Annotated in this window: 16 protein-coding genes; 11 read left to right on the top strand and 5 right to left on the bottom strand. The window is 63.6% G+C overall.

What is annotated here, in order from left to right:
* The 9 genes from E3374_RS17535 to E3374_RS17025 form a co-directional block, all read left to right on the top strand.
* On the top strand, positions 1-427 hold a 427-nt coding region (locus tag E3374_RS17535), incomplete at its 5' end, for a FlaD/FlaE family flagellar protein (protein ID WP_282568429.1).
* A complete protein-coding gene (locus E3374_RS03535) occupies positions 411-851 on the top strand; it encodes a flagellin (protein ID WP_136687650.1) in 441 nt (146 codons plus the stop codon). The genes E3374_RS17535 and E3374_RS03535, both read left to right, overlap by 17 nt.
* On the top strand, positions 844-1,299 hold the full coding sequence (locus tag E3374_RS03540) for a flagellar protein G (RefSeq protein ID WP_136687651.1): 456 nt from the start codon (positions 844-846) through the stop codon (positions 1,297-1,299). Before E3374_RS03535 ends, E3374_RS03540 begins: the two co-directional genes overlap by 8 nt.
* Positions 1,296-2,057 carry an ATPase domain-containing protein gene (locus tag E3374_RS03545; protein WP_136687652.1) on the top strand — a complete coding sequence of 254 codons (762 nt, stop codon included), beginning with the start codon at positions 1,296-1,298 and terminating at the stop codon, positions 2,055-2,057. Before E3374_RS03540 ends, E3374_RS03545 begins: the two co-directional genes overlap by 4 nt.
* A gap of 12 nt (positions 2,058-2,069) precedes the next feature.
* Positions 2,070-3,743 (top strand): type II/IV secretion system ATPase subunit, encoded by a 1,674-nt coding sequence (locus E3374_RS03550; protein WP_136687653.1) that lies wholly within the window; start codon positions 2,070-2,072, stop codon positions 3,741-3,743.
* Positions 3,743-5,488 carry an archaellar assembly protein FlaJ gene (gene flaJ, locus E3374_RS03555; protein ID WP_136687654.1) on the top strand — a complete coding sequence of 582 codons (1,746 nt, stop codon included), beginning with the start codon at positions 3,743-3,745 and terminating at the stop codon, positions 5,486-5,488. The genes E3374_RS03550 and flaJ overlap by 1 nt, the downstream gene beginning before the upstream one ends.
* A 74-nt stretch (positions 5,489-5,562) precedes the next feature.
* The gene (locus tag E3374_RS03560) at positions 5,563-6,009 is read left to right on the top strand and encodes a DUF5807 family protein (protein ID WP_136687655.1); all 447 of its coding nucleotides are present in this window, start codon (positions 5,563-5,565) and stop codon (positions 6,007-6,009) included.
* 55 nt (positions 6,010-6,064) lie between these two features.
* On the top strand, positions 6,065-6,967 hold the full coding sequence (locus tag E3374_RS03565; protein WP_136687656.1) for an ArsR/SmtB family transcription factor: 903 nt from the start codon (positions 6,065-6,067) through the stop codon (positions 6,965-6,967).
* 93 nt (positions 6,968-7,060) lie between these two features.
* Complete coding sequence (locus E3374_RS17025; RefSeq protein WP_169051763.1) at positions 7,061-7,222, top strand: hypothetical protein; 162 nt, start codon at positions 7,061-7,063, stop codon at positions 7,220-7,222.
* Positions 7,223-7,348: 126 nt separating this feature from the next.
* Here the strand turns inward: E3374_RS17025 and E3374_RS03570 are convergent, their stop codons facing one another.
* Positions 7,349-8,425 carry a DHH family phosphoesterase gene (locus E3374_RS03570; protein WP_136687657.1) on the bottom strand — a complete coding sequence of 359 codons (1,077 nt, stop codon included), beginning with the start codon at positions 8,423-8,425 and terminating at the stop codon, positions 7,349-7,351.
* A 2-nt stretch (positions 8,426-8,427) separates the two neighbouring features.
* On the bottom strand, positions 8,428-8,889 hold the full coding sequence (locus tag E3374_RS03575) for a universal stress protein (protein ID WP_136687658.1): 462 nt from the start codon (positions 8,887-8,889) through the stop codon (positions 8,428-8,430).
* 109 nt (positions 8,890-8,998) lie between these two features.
* Between E3374_RS03575 and E3374_RS03580 the strand changes: the two genes are divergently transcribed.
* Positions 8,999-9,451, top strand: coding sequence for a universal stress protein (locus tag E3374_RS03580; RefSeq protein WP_136687659.1), 453 nt, complete (start codon positions 8,999-9,001; stop codon positions 9,449-9,451).
* A gap of 17 nt (positions 9,452-9,468) precedes the next feature.
* Here the strand turns inward: E3374_RS03580 and E3374_RS03585 are convergent, their stop codons facing one another.
* Both E3374_RS03585 and E3374_RS03590 read right to left on the bottom strand, forming a co-directional pair.
* Positions 9,469-10,005, bottom strand: a complete 537-nt coding sequence (locus tag E3374_RS03585; RefSeq protein ID WP_136687660.1) for a GNAT family N-acetyltransferase — start codon at positions 10,003-10,005, stop codon at positions 9,469-9,471.
* Positions 10,002-10,370 carry a universal stress protein gene (locus tag E3374_RS03590; protein ID WP_136687661.1) on the bottom strand — a complete coding sequence of 123 codons (369 nt, stop codon included), beginning with the start codon at positions 10,368-10,370 and terminating at the stop codon, positions 10,002-10,004. Before E3374_RS03590 ends, E3374_RS03585 begins: the two co-directional genes overlap by 4 nt.
* A gap of 173 nt (positions 10,371-10,543) precedes the next feature.
* Between E3374_RS03590 and E3374_RS03595 the strand changes: the two genes are divergently transcribed.
* Positions 10,544-11,272 carry a DUF5806 family protein gene (locus E3374_RS03595; RefSeq protein ID WP_136687662.1) on the top strand — a complete coding sequence of 243 codons (729 nt, stop codon included), beginning with the start codon at positions 10,544-10,546 and terminating at the stop codon, positions 11,270-11,272.
* Between the two features lie 109 nt (positions 11,273-11,381).
* Here the strand turns inward: E3374_RS03595 and E3374_RS03600 are convergent, their stop codons facing one another.
* Positions 11,382-12,878 carry a dihydroorotase gene (locus E3374_RS03600; protein ID WP_136687663.1) on the bottom strand — a complete coding sequence of 499 codons (1,497 nt, stop codon included), beginning with the start codon at positions 12,876-12,878 and terminating at the stop codon, positions 11,382-11,384.
* Positions 12,879-12,896 lie beyond the last annotated feature (18 nt).

The following is a 12,896-nucleotide window of genomic DNA, read 5'->3' on the forward strand; positions in this document are numbered from 1 at the left end:
AGCCGAGACTGGCGTCGACACGGAAGCGGTGTCAGCGGAAGTGGATACGAACGAGGTTGACGGCGCGAACGCGACTGACACTGACGACGGGAAACCGTACCTGACGGAGTTGCCCGACGGGTTCCTGGCCGATCTGATCGTCGTCGAATGGCTCGAGTTCCTCGTCTCGGAGGTCGGCGTCAGGGCCACCGCGGAGGCGATCCATTACTACGAGCGCATCGACTGGATCGACGCCGAGGTCGCCGAGCAACTTCAGGCGTACCTCCGGGGTTTCGAGGACGACGGGGGCGCGGCGACGTTGACCATCGATCACCACACCAAGAGTCTCCGATACGTGAGTCAACTCGACGGCGGCGGCGCTCAGTCGGTCGCACTGGATCAGATCCCGGCCACTGCCGGAGGTGGGTCAGATGGGATTCAGCGTTAGCGCCTCGGTGGCGATCCTGTTCGCCGCACTGTTGATCGGCTTCGGGATGTTCCACAGTGCCGCTTTCGATACCGTCGAGCGGGTGACTGACGCGAGAAGCGACGCACGGGATGACCTCCTGGCCCAGCAGAACACGGCGATAAATCTGACGGCAGCGACGTATGACATCGCTAACGACACGCTGCACGTCTACGTCGACAACACCGGAGCGACGACGCTGACGGTTAGTGACACCGACTTGCTCGTCGACAACCGCTACCAGACAACCTTCAACGACCGCGAGGTTTCGGGCGACTCCACAACTGATCTGTGGCAGCCCGGAGAGACGTTGCACTACAACGCCACGTTCAGCTCACAACCGGGTCGTGTGAAAGTCATCACCGACCCTGGCGTCTCCGGAACGGAGGTGGTCGTGAGTGGCTAGCGTTTCGGCCTCCCACTTGATCATCTTCATCGCGAGTGTCATCATCGCCGCCAGCGTCGCCGGTGTACTGACGAACACGGTCAACGAACTCAGTCAGGCCGTCGACGACCTCGGGCTGAGTGTCAGCGAGGACGTCCGGACCGACGTCGACATCATCAGCGATAGCGGCGCGGGCATCTACGATACGGACGGGAACGGAAACATCACACTGTACGTCAAAAATACCGGTTCACAACGGCTGCCAGCCCATAGCGACGCCATGGATATTTTCGTCAACGGACAGTTCAAAACCGGGCCCGACGTGACTGTCACGGTCGTCGACGGCGACATCTGGACGCCCGGGAACGTGGTCCGGGTCGAGATCGACCACGCGCTGGGGCCTGACGAAGACGTCCGTGTGCAACTCACTGTCAACGGTGATCAGGAGGTGTTCAGGTTCCGCACATGAGTATCGCAACGACCGATCTGTACTCGCTGGGGCTGGACGAGCGCGACCGACTGAACAAGGAACTGGGCGGGGGCATCCCGCCCGGGAGCATCGTCCTCGTCGAGGGCGACTACGGCGCCGGGAAGTCCGCGATGAGCCAGCGCTTTAGCTACGGGCTCTGTGAGACCGGCCAGACGGTCACGATGCTCTCGACGGAGTTGACTGTCGGGAGTTTCCTCGATCAGATGCACAGCCTGGATTACGGCATGGTCGAACACATCCTCGACGAGAACCTCCTGTTCTTGCACGCCGACATCGGCGACTCCAACACCTTCCAGGGCGACGACGAAGAGAGCGACCGGATGGACCTACTCAAGCGGTTGATGGACGCCGAGGTGATGTGGGAGACGGACGTCATCATCATCGATACCTTCGACGCCATTCTCCGGAACGACCCCAAGTTCGAGGCCCTGGTCCGCCAGAACGAAGAACGCCAGGCTGCCCTGGAGATCATCTCGTTCTTCCGGGACGTCATCGCCGAGGGGAAAGTCATCATGCTCACGGTCGACCCATCGACGCTGGACGAGGATGCGATCGGCCCCTTCCGGGCGATCGCTGACGTCTTCCTGGAACTGGAGATGGTCGAGGTCGGCAACGACGTGCGTCGACAGATCTCCGTGAAACGCTTCGCCGGTATGGGCGAACAGGTCGGCGATACCATCGGCTACTCCGTCCGCTCGGGAACGGGCATCGTCATCGAATCGCGCAGCGTCGCATAAGGAAGGATACACATGACAGATCACGGCAGACCCAAACCGTCGGACGAACTCCGCCAGCACGCCGCAAGACGGCCACACCTCCGTGATCACCTCCAGAAGTTCAAGCAGATCACCGGCGAGTTTCCGATGTTCGTCGAGGAGGCCGACGGCGAGTACGAGTCCGACCGGCCGAACATCATCTACCCGGTCGGCGGCCCCATCTACACGCACATCTACGGCGACATCGGCCAGGACATCAAGTACTACGCGATCGAGCCCGAACTGGCCGACGACGAACGGAGTGTCTTCGAGCAGGTCCGCAACCGTCTCCTAGAGAAGAGCGTCATGAAGCCGGCACCGGCCGAGGAGGCCGAGTACGACGACCGGATCGAGGAACTCCTCCAGGAGACGACGGCGGTCAAGAGCCACGACGAGGGTGGCGGCGTCCTCAGCCGGTTCAGCGACATCACGAACCTCGGTAAAGTCGAGGTCACCGAGGAAACCTACGAGAACATCCGCTACCGACTCAATCGCGACATCGTCGGGCTCGGACCGCTGGAACCCGTGATGCGAGACCCGGCCAACGAGGACATCCATGTCATCGGCCCTAACGAGTGTTACGTCGATCATTCCGTCTACAGCCTCATCAAGACGACTGTCGACTTCGGCGAACCCGAGGAGTACGAACAGTGGCTGCGCAACATGGGCGAGCGGATCGGCGACCCCGTCTCGGACAACGACCCGATCATCGACTCGACGCTGCCCGACGGCTCGCGTATCAACATCATCTACTCCGACGACGTCTCGCTCAAGGGCCCTTCCCTGACTATCCGCCAGGGCGACGAGGTGCCCCTGTCGATCTTCCAGATCACCAAGTGGGGCACCCTCTCCCCGGAACTGTCGGCGTACCTCTGGCTCGCCCTGGAGAACGAACAGACGGTATTCGTCGTCGGGGAGACCGCCTCGGGGAAGACGACGACGCTGAACTCCATCATGTCGTTCATCCCACGGGACAGCAAGATCTATACCGCAGAGGACACTTCCGAGGTCCTCCCCCCACACGATACCTGGCAGCAACTTCTCACACGGGAGGGCGACGACGAAGGGACGGACGTCGACATGTTCGACCTCGTCGCCGCAGCCCTCCGATCACGGCCCGACTACATCATCGTGGGTGAGGTCCGTGGCGAGGAGGGGCGGATGGCCTTCCAGGCTGCCCAGACGGGTCACCCGGTCATGTTGACGTTCCACGCGAGCGACATCGTCTCGATGATCCAGCGGTTCACCGGCGACCCGATCAATGTCCCCGAGACGTTCATGGACAACGCCGACATCGCGCTGTTCCAGAACCGGGTCAAGCAGGGCGACGACGTCCTCCGTCGGGTCACTTCAGTCCAGGAGATCGAGGGTTACTCCAAGGAGATGGACGGGGTCGTCACCCGCCAGAGTTTCTACTGGGACCCCGTCGAGGACGAGATCGTCTTCCAGGGCATGAACAACTCCTACGTCCTCGAAGAACAGATCGCCACTCTGCTGGGCTACGAGGACACACGTGACATCTACGACGACCTGCAGTTCAGGGCGAACCTCATCGAGCGGGCGATCCAGGAGAACGTCCTGGGCTATCACGAGGTCAACGAGTTGATCGAGAACTTCCAACGGGACGGCGTCGAAGGGCTGCCCTTCGACATCCACCGCCAAGACTGATGGCCTCCGAAGAAGCCAGCACGCTCGACCTGACGATATCTGGGACGGTAGCGTCGCTACTCGATTCCTATCGGCGGATGGGGATCCCGATCCAGCGGTACGTGCTTTCCATCCTGCTGCCGGCATTTGTCTTTTTCGTCGTCACGATCGGGATCGCGGTGGTCGCACCGCTCCCGATCTCGATCGCGCTTCCCTTCCCGCTGCTCGGGTTGTTGTTGTTCGGGGCCGCTGTCTTCTACCCGAAGGTACAACTCTCCCAGCGTCGCCAGGCGTTGAACAACCGCTTTCACCTCATGGTCACGCACATGACCGTGCTGTCGACCACGAAGATCGACCGGATGGAGGTCTTCCGGGCGCTCGCTGCGGAGGACGAGTACGGGGAACTCGCGACCGAGATGGGCCGGGTGGTCGAACTGGTCGACACCTGGAACCTGAGTCTCGACGAGGCCTGTGCCCGGCGAGCCAAGGAGGTGCCCAGCGATGCCGTCTCGGACTTCTTCGATCGCCTGGCCTACACCATGGGCGCCGGCCAAAGCCTCGAGGACTACCTGCTCTCCGAGCAGGACATGATCATTGACAACTACAAGACGGTCTACGAGGGGGCGCTGGGCAACCTCGAAGTGATGAAGGACCTGTATCTGTCGATGATCCTCTCGATGACGTTCGCTCTGGTGTTCGCCGTCGTGTTGCCGATCCTCACCGGCACGAACCCGATGATGACCGTCAGCGCCGTCATCGTCCTGTTCATCTTCATCCAGTCCGGGTTCTTCGTCGCGATTCGGTCACTGGCACCTTACGATCCCGTCTGGTACCACCCCGAGGACATCAACTCGCCGATGGATCGTCGGATCAACCTGAGCTTCGCCGTTGGAGTCGTCTTGACGCTCGTGCTGGCAGCCATCAGTTTCGGCGGGTACGCCGGAATCAGCCCGATCACGCTCAATATGCTCCTCCCGTTTTTCGATCCCGTTCCGCTTGCGATGTACGCAGTTGTCCCCATTACGCCGCTGCTCATCCCCGGAGTCGTGATCCGCCAGGAGGAAAATCAGATCAAAGCGCGCGACGAGGAGTTCCCGAGTTTCATCCGGGCGCTTGGATCGACGGAGGGCGCCAAACAGTCGACGACCGGAGCTGTCCTCGAATCGCTCCGCAAGAAAGACTTTGGACCCCTTTCGGAGAACGTCGACAACCTCTATAAACGGCTAAACATGCGGATCGAACCCGCCAAAGCCTGGCGGCACTTCACCGCTGAATCCCGGTCGTATCTCATCCAGACGTTCAGTGAGATGTATCTCGTGGGTCGCGAGATGGGTGGCAGTCCCAAGCAACTCGGCGAACTCATCAGCGAGAACATGAACGAGGTCCTCCAGCTACGCCAGCAGCGCGACCAGGAGACGACGACACTCATCGGCGTCCTCTACGGCATCACCGCCGCCTCGACGTTCGCCTTCTTCATCGGTCTGCAGGTCGTCAACATCCTCTCGACGATGAGTCTCGACCTGAACGCCGGCAGTCGCATGGACGTCGGCTCGCTCATCAACACCGCCGTCTACGACATCCCGACCATCGAGTTCCTGCTCATCATCGTCATCGTCTTCAACGCGCTGCTGTCGTCGCTGATGATCCGGACCACCGACGGCGGCCACAAGCTCAACAGCTACCTGCACTTCGTCGTCCTCTCGTGGCTCGGTGCTATCATCGCCATCTTCACGAAGGCCGTCGTCTCGTCCGTCATTAATATCTGATCCACTCGGCGGGGCCACGTACCTTCGAGACCGCGGACCGCCGTCCTTTTGCGCGTCGCTCCGCTCGCTCCGGTATGACCGATCGCGAGGCGTTCCTGGCCGGGAACCGACCTGACGACGTCGCCTTTTTCCTGCACGACGACGCCGTCTCGAACCCCGAGGCGTTAGACGAGTACGCCGAATCAGTAGCGAACGGCCTCGTCCTCGTCCTTCCGGGCGAGAAGGGTGCCAGCGCCTTCCAGTCAACGACCGGTATCGACCCGATGGCGCTCGCACAGGCAGCGATGGACACGCCCGGAGAGATCGACCGGGACCTCGTCAGCGGAACCTGCCCGATGGTCGACGAGCGGCCCGAGAACGAGCACCACGTCCGGTTCGTCTTTGCCTTCGCCGAAGCACAGAACGAGGAGGTGGGTGGTATCTACGCCGAGGGCGACATCATCCACGCCTACGCCGTCTGTGCCTGTGGCGAGCGCTACAGCGAGAAGTGGGTCGCCGACGCACCAGAAAAGTCAGAATAGATACAATAACCGATTTCAGCGAACGCTTTTGGACGGTGACGCCGATGAAACGCCCATGAGCGGGATCACCGGGCCGGAACGCGAGGACGGGACAGTCGAGCCGGCGGAGGCGTTCTCCGTGGTCGCCAACGAGACGCGCCTCGACATCCTCGAAGCCCTCTGGCGGGCCGAGGAGCGTCCGATCCGGTTCTCGGACCTCTTCGACGCTGTCGAACTCACGGACAGCGCACAGTTCAACTACCATCTCCAGGAACTCACTGACCGATTCGTCGTCAAAACCGACGAGGGGTATGACCTCGCACACACCGGTGGGCAAGTCATCCGCGCGTTGCGAGCGGGGACGTACACGCGCTCGCCCGAGATCGACCCGTTCGGCGTCGAGGGTGCTTGCACCCGGTGTGGCGGGCCGCTGGTCGCCGAGTACGCGGACGAACAGCTCTCGATCGACTGCTCGGACTGCGGGAAAGCCCACGGGAAGTACGACTTTCCGCCAGGCGGACTGGAAGACCGCACGGCGGCAGAGGTCGCGATGGCTTTCGACGAACGGGTCCGACATCTTCACTGCCTTGCCGCCGACGGAGTCTGTCCCGCCTGTTCCGGCCGGATGCACACGGAGATTACCCGCGAAGGCGAGTGCTGTCTGGACGTCGCGATCCGGGCCGAACACGTCTGTGAACGCTGTCGCCACGAACTGTGCTCGCCCGTCGGACTCGTCCTCCTGGACGAGGCACCCGTCGCAGCCTTCTACGACGACCACGGGATTTCCCTCTCTGAACGACCCTACTGGACGCTGCCGTGGTGTGTCGACGACGAGTACACGGACGTCGTCTCGACGGATCCCTGGCGCGTCGAAGTGTCGATACCGCTGGCCGACGAACGCATGCAGGTCACGCTCGACGGTGACCTGGCGATTGTCGAAACTAACCGGGTCGCTTGCACCGGCAGCACAGCTCGCTGAAACGCGTTTGAGTGGCCACGTCGATTGCCACTCCGGGCTTAATTTTCATCCAGGTTATACTTATTGGCGTCGGGGGCCGTCTTTCCGGATACGATGCGACAGTCCCGATCGACCTCCGACCCGGTTGCACAGCCGCCCGCGGCGAGCCTCACGCCGGTTCTGACTGTCGCGGCGTCGCTGACGGCCGTCCTCGTCGCCTTTCTGCTCGTGGCGTCGTACCCCCCGCTCCTGGGCGTCGTGGTCCCGCTGATTTGAGCCGTCCTCTACTGACGTGGCCGGACGCACCACTCGGCCAGTGAAACCGCTCGCTTCGCTCACGGCTTCGCCGCTCGCGTTTCCGAGACGCTCCCTTCGGTCGCGTCTCGCTTCGCTCACGGTATGCTACGACTCGGTTGGTTCCTCGGATAGCCGCCGGAACGCGTCGACGATCGCCTGTTTCGCCACTGCCCCCCGCGTCGTCCAGTGGTGGGCGTAATCCAGCATGTCGTCGTAGACGTCCGGCTTACAACCGGCCGCTTTCGGGTGGCCGCCGCCGTTGACCTGGGCGGCCACTTCGTGGGCGCGCTCGAAGGTCTCGGTCCCGCGGATCGACGCCGATCCGGCGGGTTTGACGATCACCGCGGCGTCGGCACCCTGCTCGCGGAGCGCTTCGGCCACTTCGTTCTGCGAGCAGCGACCGTAGGTGACGCCGACCGTCCAGGGACCGATCTCACGCAACTCGGCGCGTTCGACGGCCTTCTCGATCAGCGCCTCCTTCTCGATGCGCCGCTCGGCGAGTAACTCCTCGGCGTCCGGGGGGAGGTCGGCGCCATGTTCACGGACGATCTCGATGTACTCCTCGGGTTCGAGCCAGTGGGCGAGGTCCGCCAGGTCGTCGCTGCGCGGATCCTCGCGGATCCAGAGGTCGTGATCCCGCGTCGCGGCCGCCAGATCGGCGAAGCGCGCCTCAAAGTCGGCATCGAGTTCCCGAAGCGCCACGTCAGCGGTGCACTCCTCTTCGGACTCGCCGACCGTCAGGTCGACCCCGGCGTCCCGTACCAGCGTCGTGAGGTCTGGGTCCCACTGGTGATGGTCGAACCAGCGGATGTCCCCTTCGCTCGCGGTCAGATCCGCGAGCGGTTCCAGATCGGCCGCGTCGTCCGGGCAGAGATCACAGACGTAGACGTCGGCCCCGCTCTCAGCGTACTCGGCGACCCAGGCGAGAGCACGGTCGAGGTCGTGTGGACTGGCTGGCAGCAGCGCCGCCGCGCCGAACGCTTCACGGACCAGTGCGACACAGGCGAGTCCGTCTGCATCGGGGTCCGCGACCACAACCCCTTCGGCCTCCTCAAGGCGCTCGGCCGCCTCCTGTTCGCGTTTGGCTTCCTCGACCGTGTCGGGGTAGAAAAAGCCCTCACCGGGCAGGATAGACTTGCGCTCGATCGACAGACGCTCGTCGTCGATGAGCCACTCGTCCATGCTCAGACCCCTCGCTTGCGAGCGGTCACGTCGCGTTCGCCACCCTCGAGTTGCCGGACGGTCAACACTGGAACAGGCGACTTCCGAACGACGGCCTCGGCGACGCTGCCAAGCAAGAGTGCATGCTCGCCGTGGCGCCCCCGCGTCCCGGTCACCACGACATCGGCGTCTACCTCGGCGGCGTACTCACAGATCTCTATCGCCGGTTTTCCCTCGCGGACCGCCCCTCTCACGTCGCGTTCGCTCCGCTCGTCGATCATCCCCACTGCCTCCTCGCCGTGTCGTTCGAGGGAGTGTCGGAGGTCCTCGCGCACCTCCGCGGGCGTGGAGTCGACCTCCCCCTCGTCGACGACGTACAGCGCGTGGACCGCCGCGTCGAACCGACGGACGAGATCCAGCCCGACGGTCACCGCCCGTTCGGTACTCGCCGATCCGTCGGTCGCCAGCACTACCGTGTCGTACATGGGAACCGATAGTTCGCCGCCGTATAAAGGTGCAGCGACCCCAGGGGTCAGACACTCGACCGAAACCCGCTCGGTGGGTTTTTGACGGTGCCTCCCCCAGAGTGTCACGATGGATGTCGAGATCGATACAGTGTTCGTCCCTGTTGACGGGACTGAGAAGTCCGAGCGGGCGATCGAACACGCTCTGGCGATCGCCGATCGGTACGGCGCGGACGTACACGTCTTACACGTCATCGAGGAACACGTGGCACGCGGTCTCGAAGCCGGCGACATCGCGGCCGATAGCGTCGCCGAGGAACACCGCGCGTTCATGGGGGCGATCCGCGAACACGTCCGGGACGCCGGCTACGACGTTTCCCTCTCCCAGTCGGCTGCACTCGGTTACTCGGCGAGTTCGTTGAGTCGCCATCCGGTCAGCGTCGTTTTGGACGCGGCCGACGAGGTCACAGCCGACTTCATCGTCGTCCCGCGGGAGTCGGCCATTGACGACCCCGGTGCGATGCTCGGACGGGTCGCCGAGTACGTCCTCTCGTACGCCAGCCAGCCAGTCCTGTCGGTGTAGTCCGACTCTACGGTGGGTCACTCCCGATCGGCGATCCGGATCGCCATCTCGAGTTCGAAACTTTCCGTGTTGCGGATCTCGAAGCCAACCTTCTGGTAGAGTCCGATCGCCGGTTCGTTCCAGCGTTCGACGGTCAGCCAGACCCGATCGATCCCCCGATCCTTTCCGTGACCCAGCAGGGTTCCCAGCAACTCCGTGCCGATGCCCGCCGACTGGTGGCTCCCGAGGACGAAGATCGCCAGTTCGTAGGCGTCCTCGTCGTCGGGGACCAACATCGAGTGGCCGACCGCGTCCTCACCGTGCCATGCGATCACGTTCAGACAGTCGTCCTCGAAGACCCGGTCGAGCCAGCGCCTGATCGAGCGTTCGCCGACCGGCGGGATCCCCTGGGCGCGGTCCTGCGGATCGAAGTCCTCGTACATGGCGACGAGGTCCTCACGGTCGTCGTTGGCGATCCGGACGACGATATCTCGACCCTCGTCGTCGACGAAATCGTGTGGCGGGGTCGGGAACGGTCCCGAGACCTCCGCCGGGTAAGAACGGTCCTCGCTCATCTGATGAGAGTCACCGGCGTTTCGGCGTTGAGTACGACGAACTCGGCGATCGAGCCGAGTTGGATCTTTCCAAGCGGGCTCCGGGTACCACCGCCGATGACGAGGCGGTCGAACCCTTCCTCGTCGGCCAACTGGACCAGTTCGCCGCCGGGATGACTCGTGATCCGGCGGACCGTCGCCTCGACGTTAGCATCCTCGAGAACCGCTCGCACGTCCGATTCGACGTCAGTCAACGTCGCCTCGACCTCCTCGGAACTGAAGATGGCGACCGTTAGATCGTCGCCGGTCTCCTGGACGCGCTCTATGGTCTCCTTGAGCGCCCGTCGGGAGTGATCGCTCCCGCCGACTCCCAGCAGAACCTTCATACGCACCCCATTGGTGTAGCGGATAAAAAATCTCCGTTCCGTGACCCGCCGAGGGCGTCGATACGCTTTTTCGATCCTGGACCGGACTGGATGGCGTCGATACGCTTTTTCGACCCCGGACCGGACTGGATGGCGTCGATACGCTTTTTCGACCCCGGACCGGACTGGCTCGCATGGTCGACGATCCTTCGGACGATACACGGCCGACCGCCGAGGCCCCCCAGTCGGTCGGTGAACCGGACGATGACGCCACTGAGGGCTCCGAGACGGCCGACGCCGATGTCGATGACTCACAGGCCGAAAGCGCGGCCACGGATGGTGAGGTTACAGGCGAACCCGGTGGAATGGATGACCCGTCGGACGCTGATCCGCCCGCGGACGTCCGTTCGTACGATCGCTTTCAGAAGATCGACGGCGGCACCTACGAGCGCGCCAACGACTTCCTGCGAGAACGCACCTACATCACGGCCAGGGAATGGGCGATCGCCCGGCTGTGTGCCGACTTCCGGACCGAGACCGGCGTCGAGATGACCAAGATCGGCGAGAACCTGCCCGATCTCGTCCCGTTCATGACCGACACTTACTCCCCGCAGGCCGTCAATCAGGCGCGGGCCTCTTTCGAGGAGAAAGTCCGGATGGCCGGAGCGACCTTCCTCTACGGAGCGATGAGCGACTTCTTCACCGCCGACGAACTCGACGAGATGATGTACGAGGCCACCGAGGTCGCGAAGTTCCTCCTGGAGGTCGAAGGCGTCGAGCTTTCTGTCGACGAGGAACTCGAAGCCGAGGACCGCATCTCCGAAGTCATGCGCGACGTCCGGGAGCACAGCGTTGCACTCCGCCACGACGAGGTTGAATGCCCCGAATGCGGCCACGCCTTCCACGTCGACGGCCCGGAGTGAGTGACGGCACGGGTGATTGACGGCAAGGAATGGTCGACGGCACGGGTGATTGACGGCAAAGAATGGTCGACGGCACGGGTGATTGACGGCAAGGAATGGTCGACGGCGGTCAGTCGTCGGCCCCGTCCTCTGGGAGTGCTTCCCGTCCACGATCCGCGGGTGAACCGTCCGACGTTTCACCAGCGGCCTTCCCGGCTGATTCCTCACCCCTTTCGATCGATTCGTCGCCGCTTTCGATCGATTCGTCGCCAGTCTCGGTCTTTTCCGGCTCCGCGTCCCCTTCGTTCTCGTCCGTCTCGTTCCCGTCATCTCCGGCGTCCGCTGCGGGACGTGAGGCTCGAACGTTCCGGCCCTGGTGGTCGTGGAACGTCACGCCGTCATCCGTTCGCTCGTAGACGACAGTCCCCCTGACCATCGTGAGTTCGGGGAACAGGCCGCGCCAGCCTTCGAACGGCGTCCACTCGCAGTTCGTATGCAGCTCTTCGCCGTGGATCTCCCGTGTCGTGTCCGGATCGACCAGGACGAGATCGGCGTCGTACCCCTCCGCGATCCGTCCTTTCCTCGGCAGGTCGAACAGTGCGGCCGGATTGGCGGCTGTCAGGTCCCGGACGCGTTCGTACGTGAGGTGGCCTCGTCGCGCTTCTTCGAGTAGCAGCGGGAGTGCGGTCTCGACGCCCGGGACGCCGCTGGGGGCGTCCCAGATGCTCGTGTCCTTCTCTTCGCGCGTGTGTGGCGCGTGGTCCGTGGCGACGATATCGACCTGTCCTTCTCTGACTCGATCGTAGACGCGCTCGCGGCGCTTCTCCCGACGTAGCGGCGGGTTCATCCGGCCGAACGTACCGAGTTCGTTGCTGTTGGAACGCGAGAGAAAGAGGTGATGTGGCGTGACCTCGCAACTGATTCCTGCCTCGCCAGCGGCGTCGATCGCCTCGGGCGTGCTCGCGTGGGCAATGTGCAGATCGACGTCGTACTCCGCCCCAAGCTCACAGACCTGCTCGACGGCCGCGATCTCGGCGCGAGCTGCCCGGTAAGCCGACCATGCGTCGGCGTCAGTCCGTTCGCGTGCACCCAGATTGAACCGACTGGCGTTCTCGGCGTGAACGGTGACGGTCACGCCGTGGCGTTCGGCCGCCTCGAGGGCCTCCCGGAAGCACCGCTCGTCGATCCCCATATCACCCGTCGAGTCCGCCAGGAAGACCTCGCCGAGTGCGAAGATCGGCCGCTCGAACAACGAGTCCGGATCCCACCCGGGAACGACCCCGCCGTTGAGCCCGAAGTCGACCACCGAGTCCGCTGTGAACGTCGCTTTCTCGTCGAATGCGTCGCCGTCGACGGTCGGAGGGTCGGTGTTGGGCTGGTCGACGACGGTCGTGACGCCGCCCGCCGCGGCGCTTTTCGAACCCGTCGTCCAGGTCTCTTTCTGTGGGTCGCCCGGCTCCCGGAAGTGGACGTGCGTGTCGATCATGCCGGGGAGCAGGCGCTTGCCCGTCGCGTCGATCTCCCGCCCGTCCCCCGAGAGACCCTCGCCGACGCCCGTAATTCGCTCGCCGTCGATACGGACGTCCCGGTGGCGACCGTCGGGAAGTGTGGCGTTCCGGATGAGCATGGACCCGGATCGACGCCC

It is taken from the genome of Halorhabdus amylolytica (assembly GCF_004944975.1).
In the GTDB taxonomy this organism is placed as follows: Archaea; Halobacteriota; Halobacteria; order Halobacteriales; family Haloarculaceae; genus Halorhabdus; species Halorhabdus amylolytica.